The sequence below is a fragment of the Zhongshania aliphaticivorans genome, from assembly GCF_001586255.1.
GTDB lineage: Bacteria > Pseudomonadota > Gammaproteobacteria > Pseudomonadales > Spongiibacteraceae > Spongiibacter > Spongiibacter aliphaticivorans.
Genome location: NZ_CP014544.1, coordinates 3,817,641 through 3,844,618, shown reverse-complemented (window position 1 = coordinate 3,844,618; position 26,978 = coordinate 3,817,641). Strand labels below are relative to the sequence as shown.

The window sequence follows — 26,978 nt, the reverse complement described above, 5'->3', positions numbered from 1 at the left end:
CATTATAAAGCGCTATAAAAATGCTTTTAAATGACCGCTTTCGAACTTACCCGGCAATTGGTGGATGGTCTTCCGTGTCGTCGGATGTAGAGTAAGGCTCGGGCTCAAACTCTTCTCTAAACGCAGTAACGTGCTCTAGGGCTTCGCCGATATTGGCTTTGTATTTAGCCACGTGAAACAAGGCGTCGCCTTCGTATACCAGCGGTAAAAACGTGCGTCCAATAACGATGCCGTCATCGTTGGCGAGAATCTTGGTATCGGCGTTGTTATTCCCCATAGGGTCAGAAATCAACGCGAGAACATCGCCCTTGGTGACAAACTCGCCGAGCGGTACTAGCGCACGCAACACGCCGCTGCTCGTTGCTCGTATCCAGCTCGATTGGCCGGTGATCATGCTTTTGCGTTTTGGCTTTTTGCTGCGCGACGCGGGTAGCATGCCGATATGGCGCATCACATTAATAATGCCGCTGACGCCCGCGCGAATCGCAATTTCATCAAAGCGCAGTGCTTCGCCAGCTTCGTAAAGCAGTACCTGAATATTGTGATTGCTGGCGATTTCGCGCAGTGAGCCATCTCGGGTTGCCGAGTGCAGAATAACAGGTGCGGCAAAACTCTCGGCCATGGCGCGGGTTGATTCGTCTTTAATATCGGCGCGGATTTGAGGCAGATTGCTGCGATGCCGAGCGCCGGTATGCAGGTCAATGCCGTGGGTGCATTGCAGTACAACTTCATTGAGAAAGGTGTGCGCCATGCGCCCGGCTAGCGAGCTTTTGGGCGAGCCGGGAAAGGAGCGGTTGAGATCGCGGCCGTCGGGAAGGTAACGGCTATTATTGAGAAAGCCGTGCACATTCACTATGGGGATCGCCAGCAAGGTGCCGCGCAGTGAGCGCAGGGCCTTGTGCTGCATTAGTCGCCGCACAATTTCAACGCCATTGATTTCGTCGCCGTGAATCGCTGCGCTAACAAATAACGTTGGCCCGTCTTTGCGGCCGCGAATCGCTTTAACGGTCATCGACAGTTCGGTGTTTGTATAAAGCTGTGCAACCGGCAGTTCAATCTGGGTGCGGCAACCGACGGGGATGTCGGTGCCAGCGATGGTAAGTTTCTTCATGTTGTGGTGTTAACCCCTTCCTCGGGTTTTATTCTTGTTCGGGCCTGCGTTTTCTTCAATAAATTTTACGATTTCGGCGGCGACATTTTTCTTGCTGGCGGTTTCTATGCCCTCGAGGCCGGGTGAAGAGTTCACTTCCATGACCAGCGGCCCACGTGATGAGCGCAAAATATCCACACCCGCTACATTCAGGCCCATGATTTGCGCTGCTTTTACTGCGGTTGCACGCTCTGCTGGGGTTAGGCGAGTCAGCTCGGCGGTGCCGCCGCGGTGTAAGTTTGAGCGGAACTCGCCGCTGGCGGCGGTGCGCTGCATGGCCGCGACCACTTTTTTGCCGATGACCAAGCAGCGAACATCGGCGCCGCCAGCTTCTTTAATAAATTCTTGCACGAGGAAGTCAGCCTTTAACTCGCGAAAGGCGTCGATAACGCTCTCGGCTGCTTTAGCAGTTTCGGCCAATACCACGCCGCGACCTTGGGTGCCTTCAAGGAGTTTGACCACCACAGGGGCGCCGCCCACCAGTTTAATAAGTTCTTTGGTGTTGTGGACGTCGTGGGCAAAGCTGGAGATCGGCATGCCGACGTTTTTGCGTGACAGCAGTTGCAGGGCGCGCAGTTTGTCGCGTGAACGGCCGAGCGCCACGGATTCGGTGAGGCTGTAGGTGCCCAACATTTCAAACTGACGAATAACCGCGAGGCCATAGGGCGTGATTGAAGCGCCAATACGGGGGATGATTGCGTCGAAGCCCTCGAGCCGTTCGCCTTTGTACCACACCACCGGCTCGCTGGAGTTTAATTCCATATAGCATTTTAAGGTGTCTAAAACGCGCACTTCGTGGCCGCGTTCAGTACAGGCTTCTACAAGGCGGCGTGTGGAGTAAAGACGTCTGTTGCGGGACAGTATGGCAATTTTCATTGTAGGGTATTCTCTTTGTTATCGGCTGCTAGGCGGATTGTTCAGATTGGCTTGGCTAAGATTTAGTTCCGCGAATTAGTCGGTGCTAGCTCGGTACTATTTGGCTAGGCGACTTTGCGGGTTTTTGACTGGCGCAATAGGATCGGCTGGGGTCAACAATGTAGCGATTCTTCATGGCGGTTCGTCCTAATAACATGCGAAATAGCATTTGCGAGCGGTCGGCGAGGGTCATTTCGGCAAGAAATTGTTCGCCGCCAATACAAATGCTCGTCTCTATAACATAGCGCATGCTGCGGTGACCGCCAGAATCAGTAACCTGTCGGTAGTCTTTTATCGGTGCACGGCAGGCAACGAGCTCGGTGGTCTCGTGTTGTTGGGGGTTCACTTTAAACTCTACCCACTGCTCGCCGTCTACTTCAATTGCCTGGATGTCAAAGGCGTGAAGTGAGGAGCTACGGGCGCCAGTATCAATTTTTGCCTTAATACCGTTTATGCCCAATGCGGGTAGGGTGACCCACTCTCGCCATCCTAATGTTGTCTGTGGCAAATGTGGCCTCGCAATGTCATTAGACTAAGTTTGGCAGCATAGCCGCTATGCGGCTTGGGGAGTAGCTTTTAAGTGGCTTATTTTTGCTGAAGAAATTGGCTGACACGCCCCTATTGCAGGGGCGTGGTGGAAATTAGCAGGCTAAGTGCTATTTCCGGATCATGGCTTTTAGGGTTTTATCGGCCTTGTCGCCGTAGGGGGGGATCATGCCGCCCAGTTTCTGGAAGTTAATATTGCTTTGTTTATAAATCGCTTTGGCATGGCTGAAGGTTTTGAAACCGTCTGCACCGTGGTAATTGCCCATGCCACTAGGGCCAATGCCGCCAAAGGGCAGGTCTTCGCAGCTAACATGGAAGATAACATCATTAATGGTAACCGCGCCTGACACGGTGTGATCCAGTATGTGTTGCTGCTCGGTTTTATTTTTACCGAAGTAATACAGCGCCAATGGCCGTGGGCGGGCATTGACGTAGTTAATGCAATCGTCGACTTGGCGATAGGTTTTAATGCAGATAATCGGGCCAAATAACTCTTCTTGGATTACCAGCATGTCGTCGCTGGGGTTTACCACCAAGGTGAGGGGGATCTTGAATGTGCCTTGTTGCTGGCTGAAATCTTCATTGGCGGGGTTAAGTTCACGAACATCGGCGCCTTTTTCCCGCGCGTCTGCTAGGTAACTCTGCAGGCGCTGATAGTGACGTTCGTTAACCACCGAGCTGTAATCTGGGTTGTCACGCACGGTGGGGAACATGGTGGCGATATAGGCGCTAGCGGCTTCGGTGAATGCCGTCAATTGATCTTCCGGCACAAACACATAATCTGGTGATAAGCAGACTTGGCCAACATTCAAAATTTTGCCACCAAAAATGCGCTCTACGGCCTCTTGAATTGGGTAGCTCTCGCTGACAATTACCGGTGATTTGCCACCGAGTTCTAGAGTGACGGGGGTTAAGTTGTCACTGGCTGCACGCAGTATATGACGGGCAATGCTGGTGGCACCGGTAAAGATAATGTGGTCGAAGGGCAATGCTGAAAATTGTGCGCCTACATCTGGGCCGCCATTGAATACGGCAATCTCGTCAGAGGAGAAATATTTGGCAGTTAATGTAGCAAGTAACTCGCCGGTTTTAGGTGTAACTTCAGAGCACTTAATCATGGCGCGGTTACCGGCCGCCAACACGCCAGCCAGTGGTGAAAAGACGGTGTTCAAGGGGAAGTTCCAGGTGCCGATGATGCCGACTACGCCTTTGGGCTGAAACTCTACCCGCGCTTTAGCGCCCATTAAATTCATAGGGAAGGGCGCGCTGCGCTTCTCGGCTTTCATCCATTTTTTGACGTGTTTTTTACTGTGTTTAAGGCACTCAATGGTCGCGTAAATGTCTGACATCAGAGATTGATGGCTGCTGCGGTGGCCAAAATCTTGGGTTAGCGTGTCGACAATGATGTCGCGATTATCAAAAATTAAATCGATTGCCCGGCTGAGGCGATCGATACGCAGCTCTGCGCTAACCGCACCCTCTTCGGTACACAGCTGCCGCTGGCGGTTTAGGGTAGCGCGCATATCGTCTAATGCTGGGTTAGCTGGGGTGATATTGAGATTGGTCATTGAGCTCTCCGTGATTTGTTGTTGTTATGCTGAAAGAAAAAAGTGCTAAAAAGCCATTTGGGAATTAAATCAAAAGGAATCAGATGATGAAAAACGCGAAAAGCCTCATTTTGAATTGTGCGGCGGCCTTTGTATTGTCCGCTGCGCTGCCCATTTTTGCCCATGCCGCCACCTTGCCAGAAGCACCTCATGTGGTGGTTGCCGCCCGGGGCGAAGTGGAGGCTATGCCAGATATTGCGCGCCTGCAGCTGCAAATTTCCGAGACGCAAGACAGCGCGGTAAAAGCCAAAAGCGCGGTAGATCAGCGCAGTGCCCAAGTCCTGAATGCCGTGGCTGAACAAGGTGTACCCGAGCGTGATATTCGCGCCTCGCAGATTCGCATTTACCCCGATTACGAGTGGCACGACGGTAAGCGTGTCCTGCGTGGCCAGCGGGTTGAGCGCAGTATTGACATTACCCTGACAGATTTGTCGCGCTACGGTGGCGTGCTTGACGCCTTGGTTAACGCCGGTATTAGTGAATTGGGTAATGTCAGTTTTGATCTGTCGCAAAGGGAGACATTGCAGGCTGAGGCCGTCCAGGCCGCCATTGCGGATGCCAAGGCCAGAGCTGAGGTGCTCGCGGCAGGCTTTGGTCGCAAACTCGCTGGTGTTTATCACATTGACGAGGGCGCTAATGCACCGGTTGTGTATGAGCGGGCTATGATGATGGACGCCAAGGTTGGCGGGGCGGCGCCGATGCTGATTGGTAAAGAGACCGTTAGCGCAAGTTTGACGGTGGTGTTTTTGTTGAAATAAAGGGCGGTGGGCGCTCAGCTTTTGGACATAAAAAAAGCACCCAGAGTGTGGGTGCCAAGCGGGGGTGTTACTCCTGAGACCGTTGTTAGGAGCAAGGGTCAATGAAACTGTTGCCATAGTAGCGCTCAGCTGACCAGGTATATATTCGTAATTGTGCGTATCAAGACGCTGGCGGTAACGCGGCAGCATTTCTAGTTAACTTCTTGAAATTTAAGAAGAAGGTCTGGGGTGTTGCTGAAATCGCGGGTGCTGTCGGCGGTGCGTTTAGCGACCTCAATTTGCGGCGTGCTGTAACTGAAGCAAACACCGAGCATAACGTCACGATGCTCATTGGCGGCTTGGCCGACTTGAGCATCAATGTTATAGCGACGAGCGCTCGCGACAAAATAGCCTTTTTGCAGGATAAAGGCGGCCTCCCGCTCCTCGCCTGTAAAGCACGCCGCCGCCCACTTGCTAAAGCCTTTGTAGAGTACTTTTTGTTTAAGCTCGTCTGGCCCGGTAATTTCCCAGTTACAGGTTTGCCAGCGGTGGACGAGCTTGCCGTTGGCGTAGACTTCAGCCGCCGCGGAGCTGTTGTCATCGGCCTGATCTTCTACACAGATGTCGTAAATTAACTCTGCTACGCTGCGCCTGCTGTGGCGAATGGCCAATAGTGCTAAATCGAGTAGGTGGGTGCAGTTAGACGACGAGTCGGTGAGGGGAATCAAGGTTTGAATATCGTCGCACAGTGCTAAGCCGATTAATTTGCGCAGCGGCTCTACCGCGCCGGGGCAAGTATCAAACGGGATGCGCAGCACTTCGCTTTGGATATCAGTGACTTTTTCGCCATCGTGAAAAATAGTGCAGCGAAAGCCATGATTAGTGTCTTCGAGTTCGCCGTGAACCAGTCCCGGTTCAGATGTGAGGCGAATACGGCGCCGATAGCGGCCGTGGCCATAACCAGGGTTTTTCGGGTAGTCTTCCACAGTCGACATATCGCTCTCCACAATGAACTAGAATAGTAGCGAGTTTGTATTGGAAGAGTATGACCTTAGCGGTCTAAATGAGTGACGGTTTCGGTCAGTCTGAATCGTTCTGCACACAGCGTGGGTATGTAATGCGAATTTTTTTGAGTTATTTGGCCTTGGCGTGGTTGGGTATTGGTGGCTGGCTCTTGCTCGAGCCCGCTGCCTTAGACGCCTACGCCGGGGTGGCGGCGACGTCGGTTGATGGCACAATTGAATTGCGAGCAATGTATGGCGGTATGGAGCTGGCGGTAGGCCTAAGCGCGCTTTGGGCGCTGTGGCGTCCGCGCTGGGCCTGTCATGTGTTATTTTTGAACGGTGTTATTGCCGGTGGTATTGGTGCTGGTCGCTTATTCGGTGCAGTGGTGGCAGGTAGTGCTTCGGTCTACACCTTGTCTGCGCTGTCATTTGAGTTGAGTGCGGCGGCGTTATGTTGGGTATTTGCCAAGCGCTTGCGTAGCGGAGATCAAAGCAGTGGATGAGTATCAGCAACTAATTAGTGTGATATCCCTAACGATGGGAGTGGCTTGGGCCAGTGGCTTAAACTTATATGCGGCCATTTTGGTGTTGGGTTTAGGTGGCTCTGTAGGTGGCATTGAATTGCCCGAAAGCTTGGCCGTGGTGCAAGACCCTGCGGTTATTTTAGCGGCGGGCTTAATGTATGCGGTGGAGTTTTTTGCCGACAAAATTCCGGGGGTGGATACTGGCTGGGATGCGCTACACACCTTTATTCGGATTCCTGCTGGCGCCTTGCTTGCAGCAAATACCGTGGGTGACGTTAGCCCGGCCCTGCAATTGGCGGCGGGCATTGTTGGCGGTTCGGTAACCTCGGTTACCCACGCGGCAAAGGCGAGCACCCGAATGTTAATCAATACCTCGCCGGAGCCAGTGAGTAATTGGCTGGCCTCGATTAGCGAAGATGTCGCCGTTTTTGGTGGTTTGTGGGTGGCATTAAATCACCCCGTACTGTTCTTAATTGGTTTTGTCGTTTTTTTATTGTTGCTTATTTGGTTGCTCCCCAAGTTATGGCGGGGTATCGCGCGTATTTTCCGCAAAATTGGGCAGTGGTTGGGCTTAAGTAAAGAAACCAACGCGGCGTTGGCGGGAGCTGGCGAGGCGACAACGGAGTTGGCGAAGCCGAGCCCCCTCGTCGATGCATTGCAGGGCTTGGATGCGCTTCATCAATCGGGCGCGCTAAGTGATGCCGAGTACGCGACGGCGAAGGCCTCGGTTATTGCCGAGCACAGCAGTGCAGGCGCGAGTTAGTCTGCGCTACTAAAAACTGTGCGGTGTCGGGCGTTCTCAGCACAAACCCCATGCGCTGGCTGAACAAATGCGTTTTAATCTGCAGGCAGATAAGCGCGGCAGGTCAGCCTCGCGCCTTGGAATAGACAGTTGAGTGGCTAAATACGTGCGAATAATGGATTTTTACAGGTGTTAGTGCCAATGAGCTTTGCCCGAAATATGTGTCGTTTTGTTCTGTGTTTGTCGCTAACGATGAATGCCGCACACGCTGGACTAGTGCAAGATTTGCTTGAGCAGACGGGTATTTTGGCTGCTGTTAGCCCAGTTACCACGGCTGTTGGTATTGATCTTAACGACAGTCTGGGTGCGCTTGATGCTGGTCTGGCTGGCAATATACAGCCACTGGCAGACGAGTTGACTAGCCTCGCCGTGACAGATGACTTATTGGCGATGGATCAAGGCATATTGGCCGCGGACGAGGGTGGCGGGGCTGTGGCCATCGATGCGCTGGGTTCAGCCAAAGATCAACCCGCGTTGATACCTCTGGCGAATATCGATCCGGTTTTTGCCGCAGGCCGAATTCAGGCCGATGCTTACGCCTGCGCCGATGGCGATGGTGACGGCGTCTGTGATCAAGATGACCAATGTTTAAAAACCCCCCGTGGTATTAAAACCCTAGCCAATGGTTGTTATATCGATGGCCCTCAGGCCCAGCCACTGGACGGGGTGTTTTTTGCCCACGATAGTTCGCGGCTGAGCCTTGCCGCCAAAGCCGTTTTGGCTATGGTGGTTCCGGTTATTCAGCAATCCGATGCCAAGCGTATTGAGGTGGGTGGTCATACCGATTCACTGGGGGCCGGTGAGTATAATTTGCGTTTGTCTGAGGCCAGAGCAAATGCCGTGCGGAGCTATTTGTTGAGTCGGGGTGTGAGTGCTGAGCGTTTGGTCGCCAAAGGGTATGGTATGTCGCAGCCCCGTGCCGACAATAGTACTGAGGCTGGTAGAGAGACGAACCGACGCGTTGAGTTAAAGCGTCTGTAAACTGTGTATTCAACAAAAACCCGACATTACGATTAGCTGAATTGCCGGGGCCGATGTCCCGGCAAATATTTGAGGAGAGTTTGAATGGCAATTGATCTGCCACCGGTAATGCCCCCCCAGCTTGCGAGTCAAATACAAATAGAGGCCGCGGCGCGTGTTGAGACTGCGGCGATAACGGCGGTGATCGGCGGGATTAATATTCGCGTTGTTGGCAATACGCAGCTCTCTACCGCGCAAATTGAGGCGCTCTTAGCCGAGTCCGAGTCACCTTCAGACGCCATCACCTCGCTGACGCGGCGCTATTATAATGCTGGGCATTTACTGGTGAGTGTAAGCTATTACCGTGTTGAGAATACGGTCACGGTACTGGTGAGCCAGGCTGCGGTGAAAGGTGTACGCGGCAACCCGCAAGTCACCGCGCATTTCGCGAGCTTGGTTGGCGATCGCGATTTAAGTTTGGCGGAGTTTGATCGGGCGCGGGTTTTGGCCGATTTGCAAGCCGAGCGCGCGGGCTTGGCTTATAGCATTGCCTATGAGCAGCACTATGATAATCAGGTCATTCTTGATTTTCGAGAGCAAGTGCTTGTCGATCACGATGCCACCGATCTTGTTTTGGAAATGAGCAACAAGGGCAGCCGCTTCCTTGGTCGTTATTTTGGTCTTGCCGGCATTAAGCATCAATTTGCTAATGGCGCAGAGCTCAATGTGGCCTACCGAACTATTTTTGACGAGCTGGGTGAGGCGGGAGATGGCGACGATTATCAGCAGTTTGATTTTGGTGTTGAGCATCCCTTCCGCTTTGGTCTTTATGGTGTTGAAGCCAGTCATATTGAGTATCAGCGTCGGCCCCAATTCACGAGCAGCAGTACGGGTGGTGGCCTATGTTTGCCGCCGCTACTGAACTGCCCTGTTGTGACGAGCAGTGAAACACTGCATTTGGATGCAGAGATAGATAGTGTTGCGCTGTCGGGTGAGCAGCTGCTGTACAGCAACCCAGTGCGGCGCTGGACGGTATTTGAGCGGCTGGAGCACGTGAGTTCAGAGCTGCAATCGGCGGCTCAGGATGCGCCATTACTAGCGGAGCGCTATCAAACGCTGGAGCTCGGTGCTAAGTATTCCGTGCGGGGGCATTTGGTCGAGGCACCGTCTTATCTCAAGCTTCAATTGTCACTTAAAACCGGATTTGGCGACGGTGGCAGTTTTGCGACCGACACTGGCGAGGGCGTGAGCATCGGTAAGCGCGAAGCGGAGTTTTTCTTGCTGCAGCCAAAGCTGGGTTATAAGTTTGCCGTGGCGCCAGGCTATGAAGTGGCCTTGAATTTCAACGCTCAGTTTGCCGACAACACTCAGCTGCCTCAGCAACAACAGTTTGTCCTTGGTGGTATCAGCAGCATGAGTGCCTACTTGCCCGGCGTATTAATTGGCGATGACGGTTACTTTCTGCATCTCGCTGCCAGCGCCAAACCTCAGTGGTTGGGTTTGGCTTGGGAGTCGTCCTTGTTTGTTGAATACGCGGCGACGCACTTCAATAATGCCAGCGGTGACTTGGCGTCTACTCAGCGCTTGGCCGACGCCGGTTTCCGGCTCGCCTTGAAGCCGGGTTATGGCATTGAGACGGAACTACTGGCCGCCGTGCCGGTTATGGATGACGTCGTCGATGAGCCGCGTTTAGCGGCATTAGAAGCGGATTTTTTTTGGCGTCTGCGCTGGGTTTTTTAGGCGCCGAGCTTAATCGGCGAAGGCCTTTTCTAGTAGCTGGGTTAGGCTTGCCTGTTCTGCGGCGCTAAGTTTGCTAACGCGTGCCTGGTGCAGTTCGCTAATGCTAGCGCATAATTTTCCCGCCAAAGAGATACCCTCTGGGCTGAGTTGCACAAGTAGGCTACGCCCGTCATTGGGGTTTTCGGGGCGTAGAATTAAGTTGGAATGTTGTAAGCGATAGAGCACTTTCGTTAACCCCCCAGAGCTAAAGAGCATCGCTTTACACAGCTCAGTTGGGCTGAGCTGGTAGGGCGGGGCTTGGCGGCGCAAGGTCGCCAGTACATCAAACTCGGCGCTCGTTAATTGGTGGGCCTGCAAAGCGGCGCCCGACTCTTTCATAAAGCTGTCTGCTGCGCGAATAATGTATAAGACGGCGGGACTTGCGGCCCGGTGCATTTCTGGCCAGTGCTGCTTTTGCTGCTGGCGCAATTCTTTAATACTGATGCGTTTGTCATCCATGGCAGTAACTTATTTGCGGGCGAAGGTTTGGCTTCATGTTTGGCGCTGCGGTTCGAGGTGGTGACTGAATATTATCTTGCTAGCAAGGCAATTTCCAGCTATTATCTTGCTGGAAAGATAAAAGGTGTTTTATGTCCTCCACGCTTCCTCCCTTGCGGCTAATATTGCTGCTGGCTTTGATTTTTGCGCTCTCGCCCTTGGCAATTGATATGTATTTGCCGACGATTCCTGCGATTGCGGCTGAACTGGGTGTGCCAGCCCAAGACATTGCCGTAACGGTAAGTCTGTATATTCTCGGCTTGAGCTTTGGCCAGTTTTTTGGCGGGCCGATTAGTGATTATGTTGGTCGCCGCCCGACACTGTTTTTTGGATTGGCGCTTTTTGCGGTCGCGAGCTTAGTTATCGCTTCTACTGAGACGCTGTCGGTGTTTTGGGCTGCGCGGTTTTTTCAGGCCTTGGGTGGCGGCTTTGCCTCTGTAGTAGTGCCAGCGATTATTCGTGACCACACCGAGGGTCAGGATACGGCGAAATTGTTCTCGCAAATCATGTTAATTACCATAATTGCACCCGCACTGGCGCCCAGTATTGGCACCTTGCTTTATAGCTTGAGCGGCTGGAAGCTGGTGTTTTTGGTCTTGGCTGCCTACGCGCTTACGGTCTGCTTTCTGGCGAGTATTATTATTAAAAAGCGCGGCACTGATTCGCGCCCACCGCTAGTAGACAGCTTGCTCACCCGCTATAAATTTGTGCTGACCAATCGCACTGCAATGGCGTACCTGGTGGCGCAGAGCTTAGGTTTTAGCGTCATGATCACCTTTGTCGCCAATGCGGCGCTGGTGTATATCGACTTGTACGGCCAAAGTGAGGCGGTGTTTTCGATGTTGTTTGCGGGCAATATTGTCACCCTGGCCATCGCTAATCGCATTAATAACCGTCTGCTAAATACCGTTCCCGCTGAGCAAATTTTGCCTCGGGCGATGCTACTTTTGTTTGTTTTTTGTACGGGGCTTTTGTTGGTTACCGCTTTTTCACCACCGCTCTGGGTGGTGGTGCCCTTGGTCATGTTAGCCGTGGGTGCGCTCGGCGGCATAATGGGTAACTCTCAGGCTTGTGCCCTGCAATTTTTTCCCCAGCACAGCGGCATTGCCTCGGCATTAATGGGGAGTGCCCAATACCTTATTGGCGGCCTTATTAGTGGATTGTCGACGCAGTTTCACAGTGATTATATGTGGCCAATGACGTTAACGATGTTTCTTGCATCGGCTTTGGGCCTGTATTTTGTGCCAAAGTGGGACAAAAAAACCTTAGCTGTTTCGGCATAGCTCCAGCCACCGGAGTATGCCCTCACTGCGGTATTTTTGGCGGTGTAAAATAAAGTAAAAGAAACGTTTAAAATCTCGAGACTTTGCGTCGAGCGCAACAAGCCGTTTAGTTTCTAGGGCGGATTGCAGTGAGACTTTAGATAAGCAGCCTATTCCTAAGCCGGTTTCTACCGCGCGCTTTATGGCCTCAGTATGCTGCAGCTCTAGACGTATATTGAGGTCGGGTAACAGATCGTGCAGGGCGCGGTCAAAAGCCTGTCTGGTGCCAGAGCCGGGCTCTCTTAGTATCCACTGGGCTGAGAGTAAATCGGCATTGCTGAGGTTTTTCTTTGTTGCCAGAGGGTGGCTTGGGCTACAAAAAATTTGCAGTTCATCTTCGCGCCATTTTGTGACCTCAAGGTCGGGGTGGTGTAGCTCGCCTTCAATTAATCCCACATCTAAATCAAAGTTAAGTACTTGCTGGCTGATGGCGGCGGTGTTGGCGACATTGAGGGCGACCTTGGCCGCAGGGTGACGGCTAATGAACTCTGCCATGATGTCGACCGCAAGGTAATTGCCAATGGTGAGGGTGGCGCCAATTTTTAGCTCACCGACTTGATCGTGACGGCGAAAACCTTGTTCTAGCGCTTGGGCCTGATCTAACAGGGCCTCGGCCTGGGGGCGCAGTGCCCTGCCTAATTCATTGATTTGCAGGCGCTTACCAATACGGTCAAAAAGTTGGATGGAAAATTGCTGTTCCAGGTCTTTTAGGGCGCTTGACGCCGCCGACTGCGACATTGACAGTTGCTCTGCGGCGCGAGTGATGTTCTCGGTATGGGCGGCGGCGAGGAAAACTTCAAGTTGGCGAAGGGTATAGTGCATATTTATAAAACCGATATGAAAAATCATAATAAGTCGTTTTGCCGATAGCATAGCGCTCCCGTAGACTATTGGCAAATCGGGATTAAGGGGACGGCGCCCATCGCCGCAAGAGAGGTTAGCAGTGAGCAATATTATTCGTGAGCGAGTGACCAGCGTACACCATTGGAACGAGACTTTGTTTAGCTTTAAAACCAGTCGCGACCCGTCGTTTCGCTTTGAAAATGGCCATTTCACCATGATTGGCTTGCAGCAAGGTGATCGCCCATTAATGCGCGCCTATAGCATTGTCAGCGCGAATTACGAAGATGAATTAGAGTTCTTCAGTATCAAGGTTGCCGACGGCCCTTTAACCTCTAAATTGCAGCAGATTAAGATAGGCGATGAGGTGTTGATTAGCCGTAAGCCAACCGGCACCTTGCTGGCCGATAATTTACTGCCGGGTAAAAACCTGTACCTGCTCAGTACCGGCACTGGCTTGGCGCCATTTATGAGCATCATCAAAGATCCTGACGTGTACGATAAGTTTGAGAAAGTGGTGCTGGTGCACGGTGTGCGTTACGAGAGCGAGTTGGCCTATCAGGGCTTTATTCGCGAGCATCTGCCCAGCCACGAATATTTTGGCGAGGTAGTTCGGGAAAAATTGATTTATTACCCCACCGTGACGAGAGAGAAATACGCTAATCAGGGGCGCTTGACGGATTTGATTCGCAGCGGGAAGTTGATGCGGGACGTTGGTCTTCCCGCACTGAATACTGATGACGATCGCTTCATGATCTGCGGAAGCCCGAGCATGTTAAAAGACAGCTGTGCTTTACTGAATTCTGCCGGGTTTCAGGAGACCCGAGCGGGGGTTCACGGCCACTATGTAATTGAGCGGGCGTTTGTTGAGCATTAATGATGTGAATGCCCTATGGTTTTAGCGCAAAAAAGCTCCGAAACGGGGCTTTTTTTGTTTTGCGCAGCCTAAAGTACTTATTTTTGATCTGGGCGAGCGCTAATGGTGGAGTCCTAGCGGCGGCCTTGTTAAGTTAGTGCTCTTGAAATTCCATTTGTAATTGAGCGCCCAAGATGATCAAAAAAATTCTGTTGCTAATCGTCGTATTGATCGTAGCAGTGATGCTGTATCTGCAATTTGGTAATTTGCCAGAGCCCTTACCTGCCGACTCCCAGAGTAGCAAATGGCTGGAAAAGGGGATTTACGATGTTGATTATTTTGATGTGGAGCTGGTCGATACAACCCGGCCTAGCCAAGCCAATGGCGATTTTGCAGGGAGCGATGAACGACTGCTCAAGACACGTATTTGGTATCCCGAAGGTATTGCTGCGCCAGCTCCCTTGTTGATTTACAGCCATGGTTTTATGTCGACGCGAACCGGCGGCAGCTATCTTGCGGAACATTTTGCCAGTCACGGCTATATTGTTGCGGCAATGGATTACCCCTTAACCCATATGGGAGCGCCGGGCGGCCCCTTGGTAAAAGATGTGGTGAACCAGCCTGGTGATATTAGTTTTTTAATCGATCAGTTTTTGACCTGGGATAGCGATAGTAGCAGTCAGTTTTTTGAGAAAATTGATGAAAACCACATTGGCGTTATGGGTTTGTCCTTGGGCGGAATGACGTCGACCTTGGCGGCGTTTCACCCTGAAAACGCCGACTTAAGGATTGCGGCGGCGGTATCTATTGCTGGGCCGGTTTTTGTATTTGGCCCGGGTTTTTATGAGTCGCGGGATATCCCCTTTATGATGATTGCTTCACCTATCGACGCAATGATCGATTACGACACCAATGCCGCCACTATTCCGAAATATGTCAAAGGTTCGCTTTTGGTGACCATGCAGGACGCCTCGCACACCGCCTTTGCTACCCCTGGCCGCTATTTCCGCTGGCTGGACAATGCCGACATGGTGGGGTGCAGCATGGTGACACGTGGCCTTGCCAAAACCGACGATGAGGTTTGGTCTGATGCCTTGGGTTCGCCCGAACAGGGTATTATCACCGTGCCCCAGACCGCGTTATGCACTATGGACCCTTTGCCTAAGGCCATGAATCCAATTCGCCAGCAGTGGCTGACGACCCTGTCGGTATTCCCGTTTTTTGAGGCGCAATTTGCGTTGAGTGAACTGCGTCGTCAAGACGCTCGAGATTATTTGCTGAAAACATTGGCGACTGAGATTCCAGAGATCAGTGTGCAGCGCGGCACAAAATAATGCTCGTCGCAAATAAACAGCTATAGGCTACCTGCACGTGGTGTAGCCAGTTATATTAGAATGGCGAATAAAAACAAAATAAAACAAAAAACATAGAGGGGATAACAGAATGACAGTGGCTTTTTGGTGCGTCTTTATTGCGTGTTTACTACCAATTGTGAGCGCTTGGATTTGCGGCTATTTTCGCGCCAAGCAATTGGGCAGTGTTGATAATAAACATCCACGAGCACAGTACGCCCAATTAGAGGGTGCGGGTGCGCGGGCTTACGCGGCTCAGCAAAATGCCTGGGAAGCACTGCCGATTTTTATCGCAGCGGTTGTGATTGCTCATTTGGCAGGGGTTGCGCCTGAGCGCTCGGCAATTGCCGCTGAAGTGTTTATTGCGGCGCGCTTGCTTTACCCCATTTTTTATATCGCCAATAAAGATATCTTGCGTTCTTTAAGCTTTATGGTTGGCATCGGCGCCTGTGTTTCGCTCTTTATTATGGCGGCGTGAACGGTTTATGGCGTTAGCAAAATGGGTGTATAGCCTGCCGCTAGTACTATCTATGGCTACCATAGTCACGGCGGCACCAAAATCAACAAAAGCTGAAACGGATGAAGGTTTCGCTCCTCAATTAGAAGAGTTTTTACCGGTTGAGGAGCTTGCGCCGCCGCCGTCGCTGTTGCGTGCTGAACAAATTAAACGTGAGACCCTCGACAGTTTTCCCAGGGGAGGGCCAGATAGCATTGCTGGCTTGGGTGACTGGTGGTTGTCGAATGGCAAACTTTGTGTCGCGGTAAGCGATGTCGGCCACGACGCCGGAATTGTTGCTGGCGGTGGTACATTGATCGACGTGGCGCACTGCGACGCGGCGAATGATCAGTGGACGTACGCCAATATTTTAACTGGCCTCGCGAAAGAAACTGCGATTCCAGTGGCGAAGGTGAGTGCGGCGGTGCGCGATGGCAATGGCGAAATCACCACCGTGGGTGAGGCTGACGGCATTCGCCAAACTGTTATCTACCGTTTGCCAGAAGGTGCCGATAGCCTTGATATCGAGGTGGTTATTGAACGCCTCGGCAAAGGCAAGGCCGTGCATATGAGCGGCTTATTTACCTTGTACTCCCAGCGTTCGCTGACCCCGTTTAGTTTGTCTAGCTATGTTCCCGATGCGACTTTGGGCTTTGCCCATCCCGTAATTGACCGGAATAAGGTGTCGTCGTTACTCGCCGGAATGCTGCCGAGCGACTGGAATATTTTGGTTGGTGCAAATAGTTATGACAGTGAAGTGAGTTATGGCGTGCAGTTGCAATCTGCCGAGCTCATTACCAAAAACGGCAGCCGTCAGCCCTTGCCGCGATTTTTGGCGGTATTTCCTAATTACAGTTTGCATGGCTGGATGAGTCGACCGCTGTGGATTCAGAGTGAACGCTTGAATTGGCTTTCTATGCTGCAAAATCAATTCATGGATATTGAGCCGGGTGAAAAGCTGCTGTCAAAATTTAGGCTGATGGTCGGTGCCCGCAGTGATGTTGCGGCGATCACTGATCAAATATACCAGGGACCATTGCTGCGCGGTTACGTTAATGACAATGCGGTGTCGGTGGCCATTTGGGATCAAGATGACCGCCCGGTAAGCCAAGGTCGGGTTGCTGCCGACGGCAGCTTTAATATTCGACTACCCAAACATGCTCAATGGGTAAAAGTGCAAGCCAGTTCGCCCTGGGGGCAGAAGATAACCCGCGAGCTCTCTTTAATTGATGCCAAGAATGACAGCGGTCGCTGGGTATTTAGAAAGAAAGGTTTGCTTAAGTTGCCCAGTGGCAGTGCCATGAGCCTGCATTTTTTTGGTATTGGCGATACCGCAAATCCGGAGTTTGGCAATGATTTACTGGGCTATACGCAGGCCGGGGTATCCCTGCCTGGTTCGCTGCGGCGCAATAGAATTGATTTGGCGGGGGTGGCTTCTGATCCGAGTCAAATAGATTTGCCGCCGGGTCAGTATCGGGTGTTGGCGAGCCGGGGCCTAGAATACGATGTTAAAGAGTACTTGCTCACCATTGTCGCCGGAAAAACCAGCCACTTGCCGATTATTCCGCCGCGTCGGATTTGGCGGAGCGACGACTGGCGCTCGGCAGATTTACACGTGCACAGCGGCGCGAGTTTTGACGCAACTTTACCTTTTGATGAGCGGCTGCGCAGCTTTGTGGCCCAAGGTGCCGAGATTCTGGTTGCCAGCGAACACAACCGCCTGGTGGATCATCGGGATCGCGTGGCGGCGCTGGGTTTGACTGGGCAGGTGCAAGTCATTGTTGGCGCTGAGTTGACCGGCATGGCGCGCACAGCCAAGGCGCCGTTTACAGTGGGGCATAGCAATGCTTTTCCGCTGGATGCTAGCCCAGAGAGATTTGCTGGTGGTATTCCCGGGATCGAGAATCGCAGCTTGCGTGAAGTTATTGCAGGCGTGAAACAGATGGCGCCCAAAGCCTTGTTTCAGCTCAACCACCCTCGGGCTGCGGACCCGCTGGATGCCGACCTCGCGTTTTTCGACCATTTGTCAGTTGGGCGATCTTACGACCCGACCCAAGCTTTGGACAGTGTAAACAATGAAAGTCTGCTCGGTCCTGACCCAGTTTCTGGGTTTCGCGACATTGATTTCGATGTCCTAGAGGTGGTCAATGGCTCAGAGTTTGCGGTGTATAAGCAAATTCGCGACGATTGGTTTTCGCTGCTGAATCAGGGCGCGCGCCGCGCCGCTACCGGTAATAGCGACTCCCACGGTTTGCGCAGCGTAGTCGCTTCGCCCCGCAATTATGTGTATTTACCGGGGGCGGGCACTCTTCCCTTAGATGAACACTTGCTGACCGAGGCGATTCGAGGCGGCAGAAGCTTTATGAGTACCGGCCCGTTTTTGGCGGTAACGCTGCGCAGTGACAGCGAAGATATTGGTTTAGGTGGTTTGTTTCGCGGCGGGCGAGGCGAATTGCACGTGCAGATTGATGCCGCGCCCTGGGTGTCTGTTGAGAAGCTGACGGTGTGGGTGAACGGTAAAATATACCGGCAGTTAAAGGCCTCGGCGGGAGATCACAAAGTGATTGATCTCATCACCGATGGCGACGCGTATGTAGTCGTGGAAGTGGAAGGCTCGCCGGGGGCGGTATACCGAGCGTTAATGCCGGGCTTGGCACCGCTGGCTTTGAGCAATCCTATTTACATCGATGGCGACAGTGATGGTCAGTGGCGAGCGCCCTTAGCAATGAACTAGTCTATGCTTGATACTGTCATAGTCGTCATGTTGAATATAAAGTAAGTTCATAGCAGGCGTGATTTATTGCCGTGAATAGTGGCGTGTTTTTTTGTCTGATGCCTGTGTCATCATAAGGCAATAATGATTTGACCATAAACAAGGGGGTTCACTGATGAATATTTCTATTAAGGCTGGCCGTTGGAGTGCATTGTTAGTCGCGGCAGTCTTTGCCACGGCGTGTAGCATTGACCCATACACCGGTGAAGAAAAAACCAGTAATACCGCCAAGGGCGCAGGTTGGGGTGCTTTGGGCGGTGCAGTACTGGGTGCAGCCGTTTCCAGTAAAGACGACCGTAAAAAGGGTGCCCTGCAGGGTGCTGTGGTTGGTGCCGCGGCTGGCGGTGGCTATGGCTACTATATGGATCGCCAAGAAGCGAAGTTGCGTGCTCGCCTCGAAGGCACGGGTGTTCGCGTTGAGCGGGTTGGCGACAGCATTAAGTTGATCATGCCTGGCAATATCACCTTTGATACCGGTAGCTCGGCCATTAAAGGCGGCTTCCACAGTGTCTTAGATAGCGTGGTTTTGGTAGCGAAAGAGTTTGATAAGACGTTGATGCAAATCAATGGCTATACTGACTCTACCGGTTCATTCCAGACTAACCAGAGCCTGTCTGAGCAGCGTGCTAACAGCGTCGGCCGCTACTTTATGAATCAGGGTGTGGCTGCAAGCCGAGTTCGTACCACTGGCTACGGTCCGCGTGACCCCATTGCTGACAACAGCACTGCCTCAGGTCGCGAGCAAAATCGCCGCGTAGAAATCGAAATGCTGCCAACGCAATAAGCGCATTTTGATGAAGCAGGGGCGCCGACTGGTGCCCCTTTTTTATGTCAATAAATCGTGTTTTAAAGGTGCTTTGTGCATGAGACTTACAACTGTTATCACGGTACTTTTCAGCCTGCTGCTCTCGGCCTGTGCGGCGTTTAACCCTATTGAGAAGCCTCAGGTGGCCATTACCCATATTAAAATGGCACCCGGCAATGGCTTTCAGCAACAGTTGCTGGTGGGCTTGCAACTGGATAACCCGAATAGTTTTGCGGTGAATTTGGGCCGCTTACGCTATCAGCTCAGTTTGCAGGGGCAGGCCTTGGCGGGGGGGAGCTTAAATGAGTCGTTCAGCTTGCCGGCCAATGGTCGCACCCAAATCGTGGTGCCCGTTGATGTTAATTTGCTCAGTGGTATCGGTGTGTTACGGGCCGTAATGAACAGTATGCAATCTGAGTTGGATTATCAGTTGAGTCTGACGGCGGCGGTTGAGAATTTTGGCTTGGGTGATATTACGATAAACAAAAATGGCAAGGTGGGTATGGGCGCCGCAGCGCCCTAATTCATCCCGTTTGGCTGGTCTCAGGCCGTGAGCGCTGCGCTGGCGGAGTTGGTGCCGCCTAAGCTGTCATGTAAGCAGAGCAGCTGCTGAGTGAGCTTGTGGGCGGGCGCAAAATGGATCATTGGGCTCTGCCGGCTGCGAGATTCCTTCATTTTTACTGAACTGCTCAGGTACTGCTCAAAAATGGGCAGGCCATTTTGCTTCATGCTTTCAATCAACTGGGTGGGCAGGGTGGCTTGCGCTTGGAATTGATTGACGACAATGCCCTCCAGCTTGAGGTTTTCGTTGTGATCCTCGCGGATTTCCTCGACGGTTTCCATCAGCCCCATTAAGGCGCCCTGGGAAAAACTGTCACAGTCAAAGGGGATTAGCAGTGCGTCAGCGGCAATGAGTGCTGAGCGGCTGTAAAAATTCAGGGCTGGCGGGGTATCAATATAAATATGCTCGTACTCAGCCTGTAACTTATTCAAGGCGTCCCGGAGTTTGTATATTTTGTGGCGAGTTTCCAGTTCCCGTTCTATTACCGCGAGTTCGGGGTGTGACGGCATTAGGTACAGATTTTCGAACTCGGTTTCATAAATGCAATCCGCCGCTTCTTTGCTTTTGCCGAACAGGGACAGTTTCTGTTTAAAGAAGTCGGCTGCGTTGTCTTCCAAGTCGCGGAACTGGGCGCCAATCAGGTATTCGCTGCTATTGCCCTGAATATCGAGGTCGATAACCAAGGTTTTGAAGCCTTTCCAAGCGCTGATAGCCGCTAAATTACAGGTGATACTGGTTTTGCCAACACCGCCTTTTTGATTAAAAATCACCCGCTTCATGAGTCTGTCCTGACGTGTATCGCTGAAAAGAGAATCCTAGCAGTTCTCGTGCCATGGTGCTATGACCCTCAGTCAGCAAGTAAGCTGCGGTGGGGGTCATTGCACTATTGGGGGAATATTGCCCAGGGCTTGCTGAGGCTTATGCCTTTTTACGCATCCATTCTCCGGTGCGCAGCGCGCCAAACAGCATAACGATGGCATAGCCTTCGACAGGCGCGGTGTAGCTGGCGTGGATCTGTTTGCGAAAAATAATACACTCAATTAAATGGGCGACGACAATGGCTAATCCACCCCATTGCAACCAGAGGCTGTATTCACCCAGTAGCGGAAAGAAAAAGTTAATGGCGAAACTTAACCAAAAAGCGAGCATAAATATTTTGCCGAAATTATTCATAGTAAGGGGAGCCTTTGTCCTTATTGTTGATGGAGGCATAATGCGGCATTGGCCGCAGCGCTTCAATATAAGTTAATATTCTGTAACGCAAAAACAGGTAGAAAAACGATGTATACGGGAATTGTTCACGGCGCTTACCCACTGACGTCGGTAATACGAAAGACCGGGCTCAGCCAGTTGTCACTAGAGTTGCCTCAGGCCTTATTAGAAGATATCAGCATTGGTGCCAGCGTCGGCTTAGACGGTGTGTGCATGACGGTGACTGAAATAAAGGGTCAGCAGCTTAGTTTTGACGCCATGCAAGAAACCCTCACGCTCACCACCTTGGGGGGCTTGGAGGTTGGCGATTTAGTTAATGTAGAGCGTTCCGCTAAGCAGGGCGCGGAGATTGGTGGTCATAATATATCGGGTCATGTTGATGGCTGTGCGGAAATTGTTGCCGTTGAACAAACCGAAAATAACTGCAGTCTGCATTTCCGTTTACCGCCGAAATTGACAAAATACGTATTTAAAAAAGGCTTTATTGGCGTGAATGGCTGTAGTTTAACAGTTGCCGATTATCAGCGCGGGGAGGGGTGTTTTAGTGTGTGTCTGATTCCCGAAACGCTGCGGGTGACCAATTTAGGGCAAAAGGGCGTTGGTGACTGGGTGAATATTGAGGTAGATCGTCAAACCCAGGTGATTGTGGATACGGTAGAGCGGGTATTGGCTGAGCGGTTTAGTGATTAGCAGCGCCTGATAACCAGCGACCAAAGTGATCGCTGGTTGGCAAGGCCTGACTTTTAGCTTTCAGGCATTAAGTTATTGACCCGTTCAAGGGCGTCTACGTACTCATTGATCAGTCTGAAGATCACGCCACGGGTCGATTCGACGTGATTCATCTGGCCGACGACTTGACCGACGGGGTTAAACGCGATTTTCTGGCAATCACCAACCGACGCATAGCGAGCGGTGCGGCGAATACCGTCGCCACTGACCAAGCCCTGCAGAGGCATGCCAAGTGGGTCTGGGGTGTCGGGGCGATCCCAGGCTTCAGTCCATTCATTTTTTAGCATGCGACAGGTTTTTCCCGTCCATGAGCGTGAGCGTACAGTATCTTCGCTCGTTGCTTTGAGTAGCGATTCTTTTTGTGCGGGCTCGGCGTGCGCTTCTTCAACCGTCAGCCACAGTGAGCCTGTCCACACCCCTGCGCAACCCATGCTCATTGCGGCAAGCATTTGCTGGCCACTGCCAATGCCGCCCGCCGCGAGTACGGGTACCGGCGCAGCCGCTTCCACGCACTGAGGCCAAAGCACCACAGATCCAACGTCACCGGCGTGACCGCCACCTTCGCCGCCCTGGGCAACAATAAAGTCTAGGCCCGCTTCTTTGTGGGCCTTGGCCTGTTTAACCCGGCCGCAGAGGGCGCCGACGAGACGACCGCTGTCCTGAATCATTTTCACCTTATCTGCGGGTGGGGTGCCTAGTGCATTGGCGATAAGCTTGCACTTTGGCCGGGTGAGCGCTTCAACGAGCAGTGGCGTGGCGGTGGCTTCTGTCCAGCCGAGTAAGCCCATGCTGTGACTGCCGTCAGGCCACTCTGGCACGCCAGCATCGGCGAGTAATTTTTGAGCGAAGTCGATGTGTTCTTTCGGCACCATTTTCCACAATTCTTTTTCAAGGTCTTCTGGGCTCATATCGCCCATGCCTTCATATTTTTGCGGAATTACGATGTCAACGCCGTAGGGTAGGTCGCCGATATGCTCATCTATCCAGTCCAGTTCCGCCTTTAGCTCTTCTGGCGAAAAGCCTACCGCACCAAGAACACCAATGCCGCCGGCCTTGCTGACCGCTACAACCACGTCACGGCAGTGAGTGAATGCGAAGATGGGATACTCGATGCCGAGCTTTTTACATAAATCGGTATACATTATTAGCCTCTGCCTACTAGCGGGGTGCAATTTGAGCGCACCCTAAATTGATGACATTAGTATTGCGGAGGGGATGACCGGTAACAATGACGGAAGCAATCAATTGCTAATGACGAAAAAGATCAGCCTAAATCCCTTTAGCGTTGGCGAGGTACTTGTACATAGCGCTTGCGCAGCGTAAAAAGTGAGGAGTAGGCTCATTGTTATTCTTACTGGAATGCTGCTAAAAATGGACCATATTAAATCTATTAGCGCTCGTATTTTGCTTTTGCAGATTCGTCATCGGGCATTGGACGAAGAAATAACGCAGTTGGCCGCGAACCCCTATCAGAATCAGTTACTACTGCAGCGACTTAAAAAGGAAAAATTACGTATTAAGGATGATATCGAGTTACTCAAGGACGATCTGATTCCCGATTTAGATGCATAATTGCTCACTACTACACGAATTTATTTTTTTAGTGCGTTGTTGTGAGATATATCGCACGTGCCGTGCTGGTGTTTTCCCCTATTGAATCTTTCAAATAGGGGGATAATAGCCCTTGTCTGGAAGGCCAAGGCATTCAACGGATTGGGTGCGACATCGGATGTCGAAATTCTAAAAACCGGAGCAAGTAATTGCTCCGGTTTTTTTATGCGTTGAGCTTTGCTCTGGGCTTGCTTATGCTCGGCATCTTTTCTTTAGGCTTGGGTCAATATGAGCGACCGCAACTTCGACGGCATTGCAGATCGTTTCCGCAAAAATATTTATGGCAATGCCAAGGGTGAACTGCGACTAGCGCTGTGTTGGCGTGAACTATTGGCGCAGCTACCGGCGCTGAGTCAGCGCTCAAGCTTGGCGGTGTGGGATGCGGGTGGCGGCTTGGGGCAGATGAGTATCCGGCTGGCCGAGCTTGGCCACCAGGTACTGTTGAACGATATCTCCGCCGATATGCTCGCAATTGCCGAGCAGGATATCGCGGTGGCTGGGGTAGCGGATCAGGTTTCTTTAGCGCTGGCGCCAATTCAGCAGGTGGTCGTGAATCCGGCTAAGCAGCAGGCGTTTGATTTGGTGCTTTGCCATGCCGTATTGGAGTGGGTGAACGACCCAAAAGAGGTGATTGCTGCGCTGGTTGCGGGAATGCGTCCCGGTGGCTACCTGTCGCTGATGTTCTACAACCTCAATGCCTTGATTATTAGTAATATGGCGAAGGGCAATTTGTATAAGTTGCGCGACCGGGATTTTGCCGGTCACCCCGGAGGGCTTACACCACCAGCGCCTCGGCAACCCGAAGAAATGATTGCTGCGCTTGAAGCCGCTGGGCTGGAGCTGGTCGCCAAGCGCGGAATTCGCCTTGTTTACGATTTAATGCCCCGAGCGGTGCGGGCCGAACGCAGTGTGGCTGATGTCTTGGCGCTAGAGTGGCAATACGGCGACCAAGAGCCTTTTTGGGCGCTGGGTCGCTATGTGCATTTGCTGTGTCGATTGCCTGGGTAAACTTAAGCACTCATTAAGCGTTGCGAAATTGAATTCCGAGCTTTTGGTAAACCGAACCGAGTATCCACAGTGGGCCAATCAGTAAAAATAAAATATTGGTAAAAAACGAGGGCTGTTGGGCTTCGGCTTTGTGGCCAATAAACTGCATTACCCAGGCAATAATCCAAATTGCCCCAGCGGGAATCCACAGCGCTAAAGGTACATAGGCCTGGTAAAGCATAATGCTAGCGGCGAGTAGTATGACAAAGGGCAGCATGCCCAGGGCTAAACGGACAGATAGATAGCCGTAGAAAAACATCGCGGCAATGAGCAATATTTGGCCAAGATTGACCGTGGTGTAAGGAATGTTGACCAGCCACAGTAGGGCTACGGTACACACTGCGATGGCCGGTACACACCAAATATGGATGCTTTTGTTACGGGGGTTTTGGTGAGAGGCGTCGTATTCGTCTAGCCACTGATTCAGGGTGCGCACAGCGGGTATCTCCAGCAGGGGGTTAAAAACCGTAAACTAGGCCAAGCGTTGCACATCGTCAATGGCCGAATTGACGATGTAAAATGGCATTTCGATTTAAGTCTTAAAATATTAGCTGGCGGCGTGCAGCCTAAGCGAGCTCAATACGCATGAATGCTCGGGTCTTTTTGCGACCTGCCAAGGTGGCGCCTAGGTCCAATAAGCGCATTTGCAATCCATATTTTTCCACAAGACTGCGGTGGGCGATCACGCTTTCTTCTGCGTTAAGCAAATAGGCTGAGGCACTGTGATCTTCACCAAGACGTTTACCTAAAACGGTGCAGGCAGCAATTTTGCACTCGCTGAAGTTACGTAGACGCTTTACTTTACCGGCATCGCCAGCTGAAAAAGCGTAAATGGCATGTTCATCACCCGCGCACCACACCGGCGTGGCGACAAAACTGCCGTCGCGTTTTTTGGTACTTAATAAAATATAGTTCGCTTTGTGTAGGGGCTTCATGGTGTGTTTTTCACGGTGATAGAAATGACACTAGTGTGGCGTGTGCCACTAAGGCTGGCAAGAGCGGCTTAAAACAGCCCTGCAGTGTGAATGGTTTCGTTCTTATTTGCCGCCAGTGCTGGCGGCAAATAGGGCATCTAAATTTAAGTAAGCGGTGCTGGAGTTGTTTTCCGGCTCACTTAATACAGTGCTGCGATACAATAAAATAGCCCGGTCAGTACGATGGATATTAGGCTAAATTTTGCACCCTGTTGCGCAAACGAATTTAAAGTGTCGCTGTTTGTGCGCATATCGGTTTTCATATTGCTCTCCTAATAGAGATCGTAAATTATGCTAGACCAGCAAAGCTAGCGACTATGCCAATGGTAACAATTGCTAATAGGCTGTATTTGGCAGCGAGTTCAGCAAAAGAATTGAGGTCTTGGCTTTCGATAGCGGCTTGTAAATGGCTCATGGTGTTTCTCCGGTATATGTTTTGTTGTCTGTCTTGATGACGTAGCCAGTATACGAAGAATCAATCTTTTATTGGGTTACTGATGAGGCGGGCGTTTCGCGGGTGTTGGGCAGATTTAATGGCTTTTTTAATTTATTGGTCATGTGTCTTAGCGTGGTAATACAAGGACTTAGGGCTTGTATTACCTATAGTTTAGCTGGCGGTTAAGGCCCGGTAATCATGGCGCCGGGGTTAAATCCTTGTAATACAGTGATTTTTTCCGGCTTTCGATTACAAACTAGGCGTAATTCACCGGGGCGCTGTTTGCTAAATTAAAGTCTCGGAGCATCTCGCCCACTAAAAATGTCTCTACTGCCACAGTGCCGCGAGCAAACCAGTCTTTGGCCTCTTGCAACGTGCCCACCTCGTAAACCAATAAAGGCCAGGGCAGGCAGCGCAAATCTGCCTCGGGTGGTACACAGTGCTTATCGCAAAAAATAACTTCGGGCTTGAGTGCGGCGAGGGTGGCCAGCTGCCAGTCTGGCCAATAATCAAAGACGGCCGCAAAGCGCTGCCAACCCGCTTGTTGGGCATAAATTAAGGCATCAAGCTCAAAGCTAATGAGTAGGCAGCGGTCGGCCACTGGCCTGAGTACCTTAATGACGGCATCGACTACCTTAGCGGTACCAAAATGATTGAGACTTTCGGCCTTTATTTCAACGTAGGCATTTGCGTTGGGGTAGGTGCGTAATAAGTCGACGATGTCCGCTAGCAAGCACATTGGGTTATTGTGAAATTTGTCGCCAAGGCGTTCTGCTTCTGCGGCATTTAAACTGAGTAAGGCCTCGGCGCTAAAATCCCAAATCAAGCCTTCGCAGCCACACATCCGGTCTAAGTTAGGGTCGTGGAATACAAAGGGTACACCGTCGGCGCTGAGCTGAACGTCTAGCTCAATATTGAGCGCACCAACGGCAAGCGCCTCTTGGAAGGCAATTAGCGTGTTCTCGGGGTAGTGTTGGCGCCAGCCGCGATGGGCAATAAAATTAGTGGCCTGCATAGGATCCCCATTGATGTGCCATAACGATGGCTAATGGTTTTTACTGTAGCGCTAAATCGCGCTTTGTGGGAGGGCATTTTGGGCGTTGTCGCCCTGTTAATAAACAAAGAATGTACTGATGCTCGGTATGACCGTAGCAGCCGATCATGGCATCGTTACATTCTGTTTTTATTAGGTAAAGGTCTGCTGGAGAAGTAGCTATTAAATGCGTGCTGGCCGCCGAAGTGATTCCAAGGGTTTGGAGTAGTAAAAGATCGAACAGATGGCGTAGATCGTAGCCCTGCGGAGGCAGGGGTAGGAGCGGGGTGAATACGTTTGGCGCAGGCGTCTAAGCCCAAGCTTCTTAGGCGGAAATAGACTCCTGCCTGCGCAGGAGTGACGTTCAATTATGGTGCGGGTGATGTCCAATTAGGGTGCGGGTGATGT

Annotated in this window: 29 protein-coding genes; 15 read left to right on the top strand and 14 right to left on the bottom strand. The window is 51.8% G+C overall.

What is annotated here, in order from left to right; genetic code table 11:
- Positions 1–46 precede the first annotated feature (46 nt).
- The 4 genes from AZF00_RS17130 to AZF00_RS17115 all read right to left on the bottom strand — a co-directional run bounded on the left by AZF00_RS17130 (position 47) and on the right by AZF00_RS17115 (position 4,179).
- Positions 47–1,111: a succinylglutamate desuccinylase/aspartoacylase family protein gene (locus AZF00_RS17130; RefSeq protein ID WP_008252530.1), complete on the bottom strand. Its 1,065-nt coding sequence runs from the start codon at positions 1,109–1,111 to the stop codon at positions 47–49.
- A gap of 9 nt (positions 1,112–1,120) precedes the next feature.
- Positions 1,121–2,026 carry a 30S ribosomal protein S6--L-glutamate ligase gene (rimK, locus tag AZF00_RS17125; RefSeq protein WP_008252529.1) on the bottom strand — a complete coding sequence of 302 codons (906 nt, stop codon included), beginning with the start codon at positions 2,024–2,026 and terminating at the stop codon, positions 1,121–1,123.
- 85 nt (positions 2,027–2,111) lie between these two features.
- Complete coding sequence (locus AZF00_RS17120) at positions 2,112–2,573, bottom strand: ATP-dependent zinc protease family protein (RefSeq protein WP_050985224.1); 462 nt, start codon at positions 2,571–2,573, stop codon at positions 2,112–2,114.
- A 148-nt stretch (positions 2,574–2,721) separates the two neighbouring features.
- Entirely contained in the window at positions 2,722–4,179 is a 1,458-nt protein-coding gene (locus AZF00_RS17115) for a coniferyl aldehyde dehydrogenase (RefSeq protein WP_008252522.1), read from the bottom strand.
- An 83-nt stretch (positions 4,180–4,262) separates the two neighbouring features.
- On the opposite strand from AZF00_RS17115, the gene AZF00_RS17110 reads away from it, so the two are divergent.
- Entirely contained in the window at positions 4,263–4,976 is a 714-nt protein-coding gene (locus AZF00_RS17110; protein ID WP_081482725.1) for an SIMPL domain-containing protein, read from the top strand.
- Positions 4,977–5,167: 191 nt separating this feature from the next.
- On the opposite strand, the gene AZF00_RS17105 is transcribed toward AZF00_RS17110, so the two are convergent.
- Positions 5,168–5,950 carry a DUF2889 domain-containing protein gene (locus AZF00_RS17105; protein WP_008252518.1) on the bottom strand — a complete coding sequence of 261 codons (783 nt, stop codon included), beginning with the start codon at positions 5,948–5,950 and terminating at the stop codon, positions 5,168–5,170.
- A gap of 122 nt (positions 5,951–6,072) precedes the next feature.
- Here AZF00_RS17105 and AZF00_RS17100 point away from each other — a divergent pair, with 122 nt between their 5' ends.
- The 4 genes from AZF00_RS17100 (at position 6,073) to AZF00_RS17085 (ending at position 9,985) form a co-directional block, all read left to right on the top strand.
- Positions 6,073–6,462: a DUF4345 family protein gene (locus AZF00_RS17100; protein WP_197465679.1), complete on the top strand. Its 390-nt coding sequence runs from the start codon at positions 6,073–6,075 to the stop codon at positions 6,460–6,462.
- Positions 6,455–7,246 carry a DUF4126 family protein gene (locus tag AZF00_RS17095; RefSeq protein WP_008252514.1) on the top strand — a complete coding sequence of 264 codons (792 nt, stop codon included), beginning with the start codon at positions 6,455–6,457 and terminating at the stop codon, positions 7,244–7,246. The genes AZF00_RS17100 and AZF00_RS17095 overlap by 8 nt, the downstream gene beginning before the upstream one ends.
- A gap of 180 nt (positions 7,247–7,426) precedes the next feature.
- Positions 7,427–8,266, top strand: a complete 840-nt coding sequence (locus AZF00_RS17090; RefSeq protein WP_008252512.1) for an OmpA family protein — start codon at positions 7,427–7,429, stop codon at positions 8,264–8,266.
- Between the two features lie 84 nt (positions 8,267–8,350).
- Entirely contained in the window at positions 8,351–9,985 is a 1,635-nt protein-coding gene (locus AZF00_RS17085; protein ID WP_008252510.1) for a ShlB/FhaC/HecB family protein, read from the top strand.
- Between the two features lie 9 nt (positions 9,986–9,994).
- Here AZF00_RS17085 and AZF00_RS17080 read toward each other — a convergent pair whose 3' ends face one another.
- Positions 9,995–10,483: a MarR family winged helix-turn-helix transcriptional regulator gene (locus tag AZF00_RS17080; RefSeq protein ID WP_008252507.1), complete on the bottom strand. Its 489-nt coding sequence runs from the start codon at positions 10,481–10,483 to the stop codon at positions 9,995–9,997.
- Between the two features lie 131 nt (positions 10,484–10,614).
- Here AZF00_RS17080 and AZF00_RS17075 point away from each other — a divergent pair, with 131 nt between their 5' ends.
- On the top strand, positions 10,615–11,805 hold the full coding sequence (locus AZF00_RS17075) for a multidrug effflux MFS transporter (protein ID WP_008252505.1): 1,191 nt from the start codon (positions 10,615–10,617) through the stop codon (positions 11,803–11,805).
- Here AZF00_RS17075 and AZF00_RS17070 read toward each other — a convergent pair.
- Positions 11,788–12,666: a LysR family transcriptional regulator gene (locus tag AZF00_RS17070; protein ID WP_040804333.1), complete on the bottom strand. Its 879-nt coding sequence runs from the start codon at positions 12,664–12,666 to the stop codon at positions 11,788–11,790. The genes AZF00_RS17075 and AZF00_RS17070 overlap by 18 nt on opposite strands.
- A gap of 121 nt (positions 12,667–12,787) precedes the next feature.
- Here AZF00_RS17070 and AZF00_RS17065 point away from each other — a divergent pair, with 121 nt between their 5' ends.
- From AZF00_RS17065 to AZF00_RS17040, 6 genes are all read left to right on the top strand, one after another.
- Positions 12,788–13,561: a ferredoxin--NADP reductase gene (locus AZF00_RS17065; RefSeq protein WP_008252501.1), complete on the top strand. Its 774-nt coding sequence runs from the start codon at positions 12,788–12,790 to the stop codon at positions 13,559–13,561.
- 173 nt (positions 13,562–13,734) lie between these two features.
- Entirely contained in the window at positions 13,735–14,874 is a 1,140-nt protein-coding gene (locus AZF00_RS17060; RefSeq protein WP_062384377.1) for an alpha/beta hydrolase family protein, read from the top strand.
- 109 nt (positions 14,875–14,983) lie between these two features.
- Positions 14,984–15,370 carry an MAPEG family protein gene (locus AZF00_RS17055; protein ID WP_008252497.1) on the top strand — a complete coding sequence of 129 codons (387 nt, stop codon included), beginning with the start codon at positions 14,984–14,986 and terminating at the stop codon, positions 15,368–15,370.
- 7 nt (positions 15,371–15,377) lie between these two features.
- On the top strand, positions 15,378–18,122 hold the full coding sequence (locus AZF00_RS17050; protein WP_008252495.1) for a CehA/McbA family metallohydrolase: 2,745 nt from the start codon (positions 15,378–15,380) through the stop codon (positions 18,120–18,122).
- Between the two features lie 154 nt (positions 18,123–18,276).
- Positions 18,277–18,945, top strand: coding sequence for a YiaD family glycine zipper/OmpA-like lipoprotein (locus tag AZF00_RS17045; protein ID WP_008252493.1), 669 nt, complete (start codon positions 18,277–18,279; stop codon positions 18,943–18,945).
- Between the two features lie 79 nt (positions 18,946–19,024).
- The gene (locus AZF00_RS17040; protein ID WP_008252491.1) at positions 19,025–19,489 is read left to right on the top strand and encodes an LEA/WHy family protein; all 465 of its coding nucleotides are present in this window, start codon (positions 19,025–19,027) and stop codon (positions 19,487–19,489) included.
- Positions 19,490–19,509: 20 nt separating this feature from the next.
- Here AZF00_RS17040 and AZF00_RS17035 read toward each other — a convergent pair whose 3' ends face one another.
- Both AZF00_RS17035 and AZF00_RS17030 read right to left on the bottom strand, forming a co-directional pair.
- Positions 19,510–20,307, bottom strand: a complete 798-nt coding sequence (locus AZF00_RS17035) for a ParA family protein (RefSeq protein WP_008252489.1) — start codon at positions 20,305–20,307, stop codon at positions 19,510–19,512.
- A gap of 139 nt (positions 20,308–20,446) precedes the next feature.
- A complete protein-coding gene (locus AZF00_RS17030; protein ID WP_008252487.1) occupies positions 20,447–20,701 on the bottom strand; it encodes a DUF1145 domain-containing protein in 255 nt (84 codons plus the stop codon).
- A 108-nt stretch (positions 20,702–20,809) separates the two neighbouring features.
- Here AZF00_RS17030 and AZF00_RS17025 point away from each other — a divergent pair, with 108 nt between their 5' ends.
- Positions 20,810–21,430, top strand: coding sequence for a riboflavin synthase (locus AZF00_RS17025; RefSeq protein WP_008252486.1), 621 nt, complete (start codon positions 20,810–20,812; stop codon positions 21,428–21,430).
- Positions 21,431–21,483: 53 nt separating this feature from the next.
- Here AZF00_RS17025 and AZF00_RS17020 read toward each other — a convergent pair whose 3' ends face one another.
- The gene (locus AZF00_RS17020) at positions 21,484–22,611 is read right to left on the bottom strand and encodes a nitronate monooxygenase (RefSeq protein ID WP_008252484.1); all 1,128 of its coding nucleotides are present in this window, start codon (positions 22,609–22,611) and stop codon (positions 21,484–21,486) included.
- Between the two features lie 229 nt (positions 22,612–22,840).
- On the opposite strand from AZF00_RS17020, the gene AZF00_RS17015 reads away from it, so the two are divergent.
- Positions 22,841–23,041 (top strand): YdcH family protein, encoded by a 201-nt coding sequence (locus tag AZF00_RS17015; RefSeq protein ID WP_143829475.1) that lies wholly within the window; start codon positions 22,841–22,843, stop codon positions 23,039–23,041.
- Between the two features lie 267 nt (positions 23,042–23,308).
- Complete coding sequence (locus AZF00_RS17010) at positions 23,309–24,088, top strand: methyltransferase domain-containing protein (RefSeq protein WP_008252473.1); 780 nt, start codon at positions 23,309–23,311, stop codon at positions 24,086–24,088.
- 13 nt (positions 24,089–24,101) lie between these two features.
- Here AZF00_RS17010 and AZF00_RS17005 read toward each other — a convergent pair whose 3' ends face one another.
- The 4 genes from AZF00_RS17005 to AZF00_RS16995 form a co-directional block, all read right to left on the bottom strand.
- Entirely contained in the window at positions 24,102–24,563 is a 462-nt protein-coding gene (locus AZF00_RS17005; protein ID WP_008252471.1) for an Mpo1 family 2-hydroxy fatty acid dioxygenase, read from the bottom strand.
- Positions 24,564–24,693: 130 nt separating this feature from the next.
- The gene (locus tag AZF00_RS17000) at positions 24,694–25,062 is read right to left on the bottom strand and encodes a PPOX class F420-dependent oxidoreductase (protein WP_008252469.1); all 369 of its coding nucleotides are present in this window, start codon (positions 25,060–25,062) and stop codon (positions 24,694–24,696) included.
- A 328-nt stretch (positions 25,063–25,390) separates the two neighbouring features.
- Complete coding sequence (locus AZF00_RS19710) at positions 25,391–25,516, bottom strand: hypothetical protein (protein ID WP_257722004.1); 126 nt, start codon at positions 25,514–25,516, stop codon at positions 25,391–25,393.
- A gap of 277 nt (positions 25,517–25,793) precedes the next feature.
- Entirely contained in the window at positions 25,794–26,552 is a 759-nt protein-coding gene (locus tag AZF00_RS16995) for a glycerophosphodiester phosphodiesterase family protein (RefSeq protein WP_008252465.1), read from the bottom strand.
- Positions 26,553–26,978: the final 426 nt, after the last annotated feature.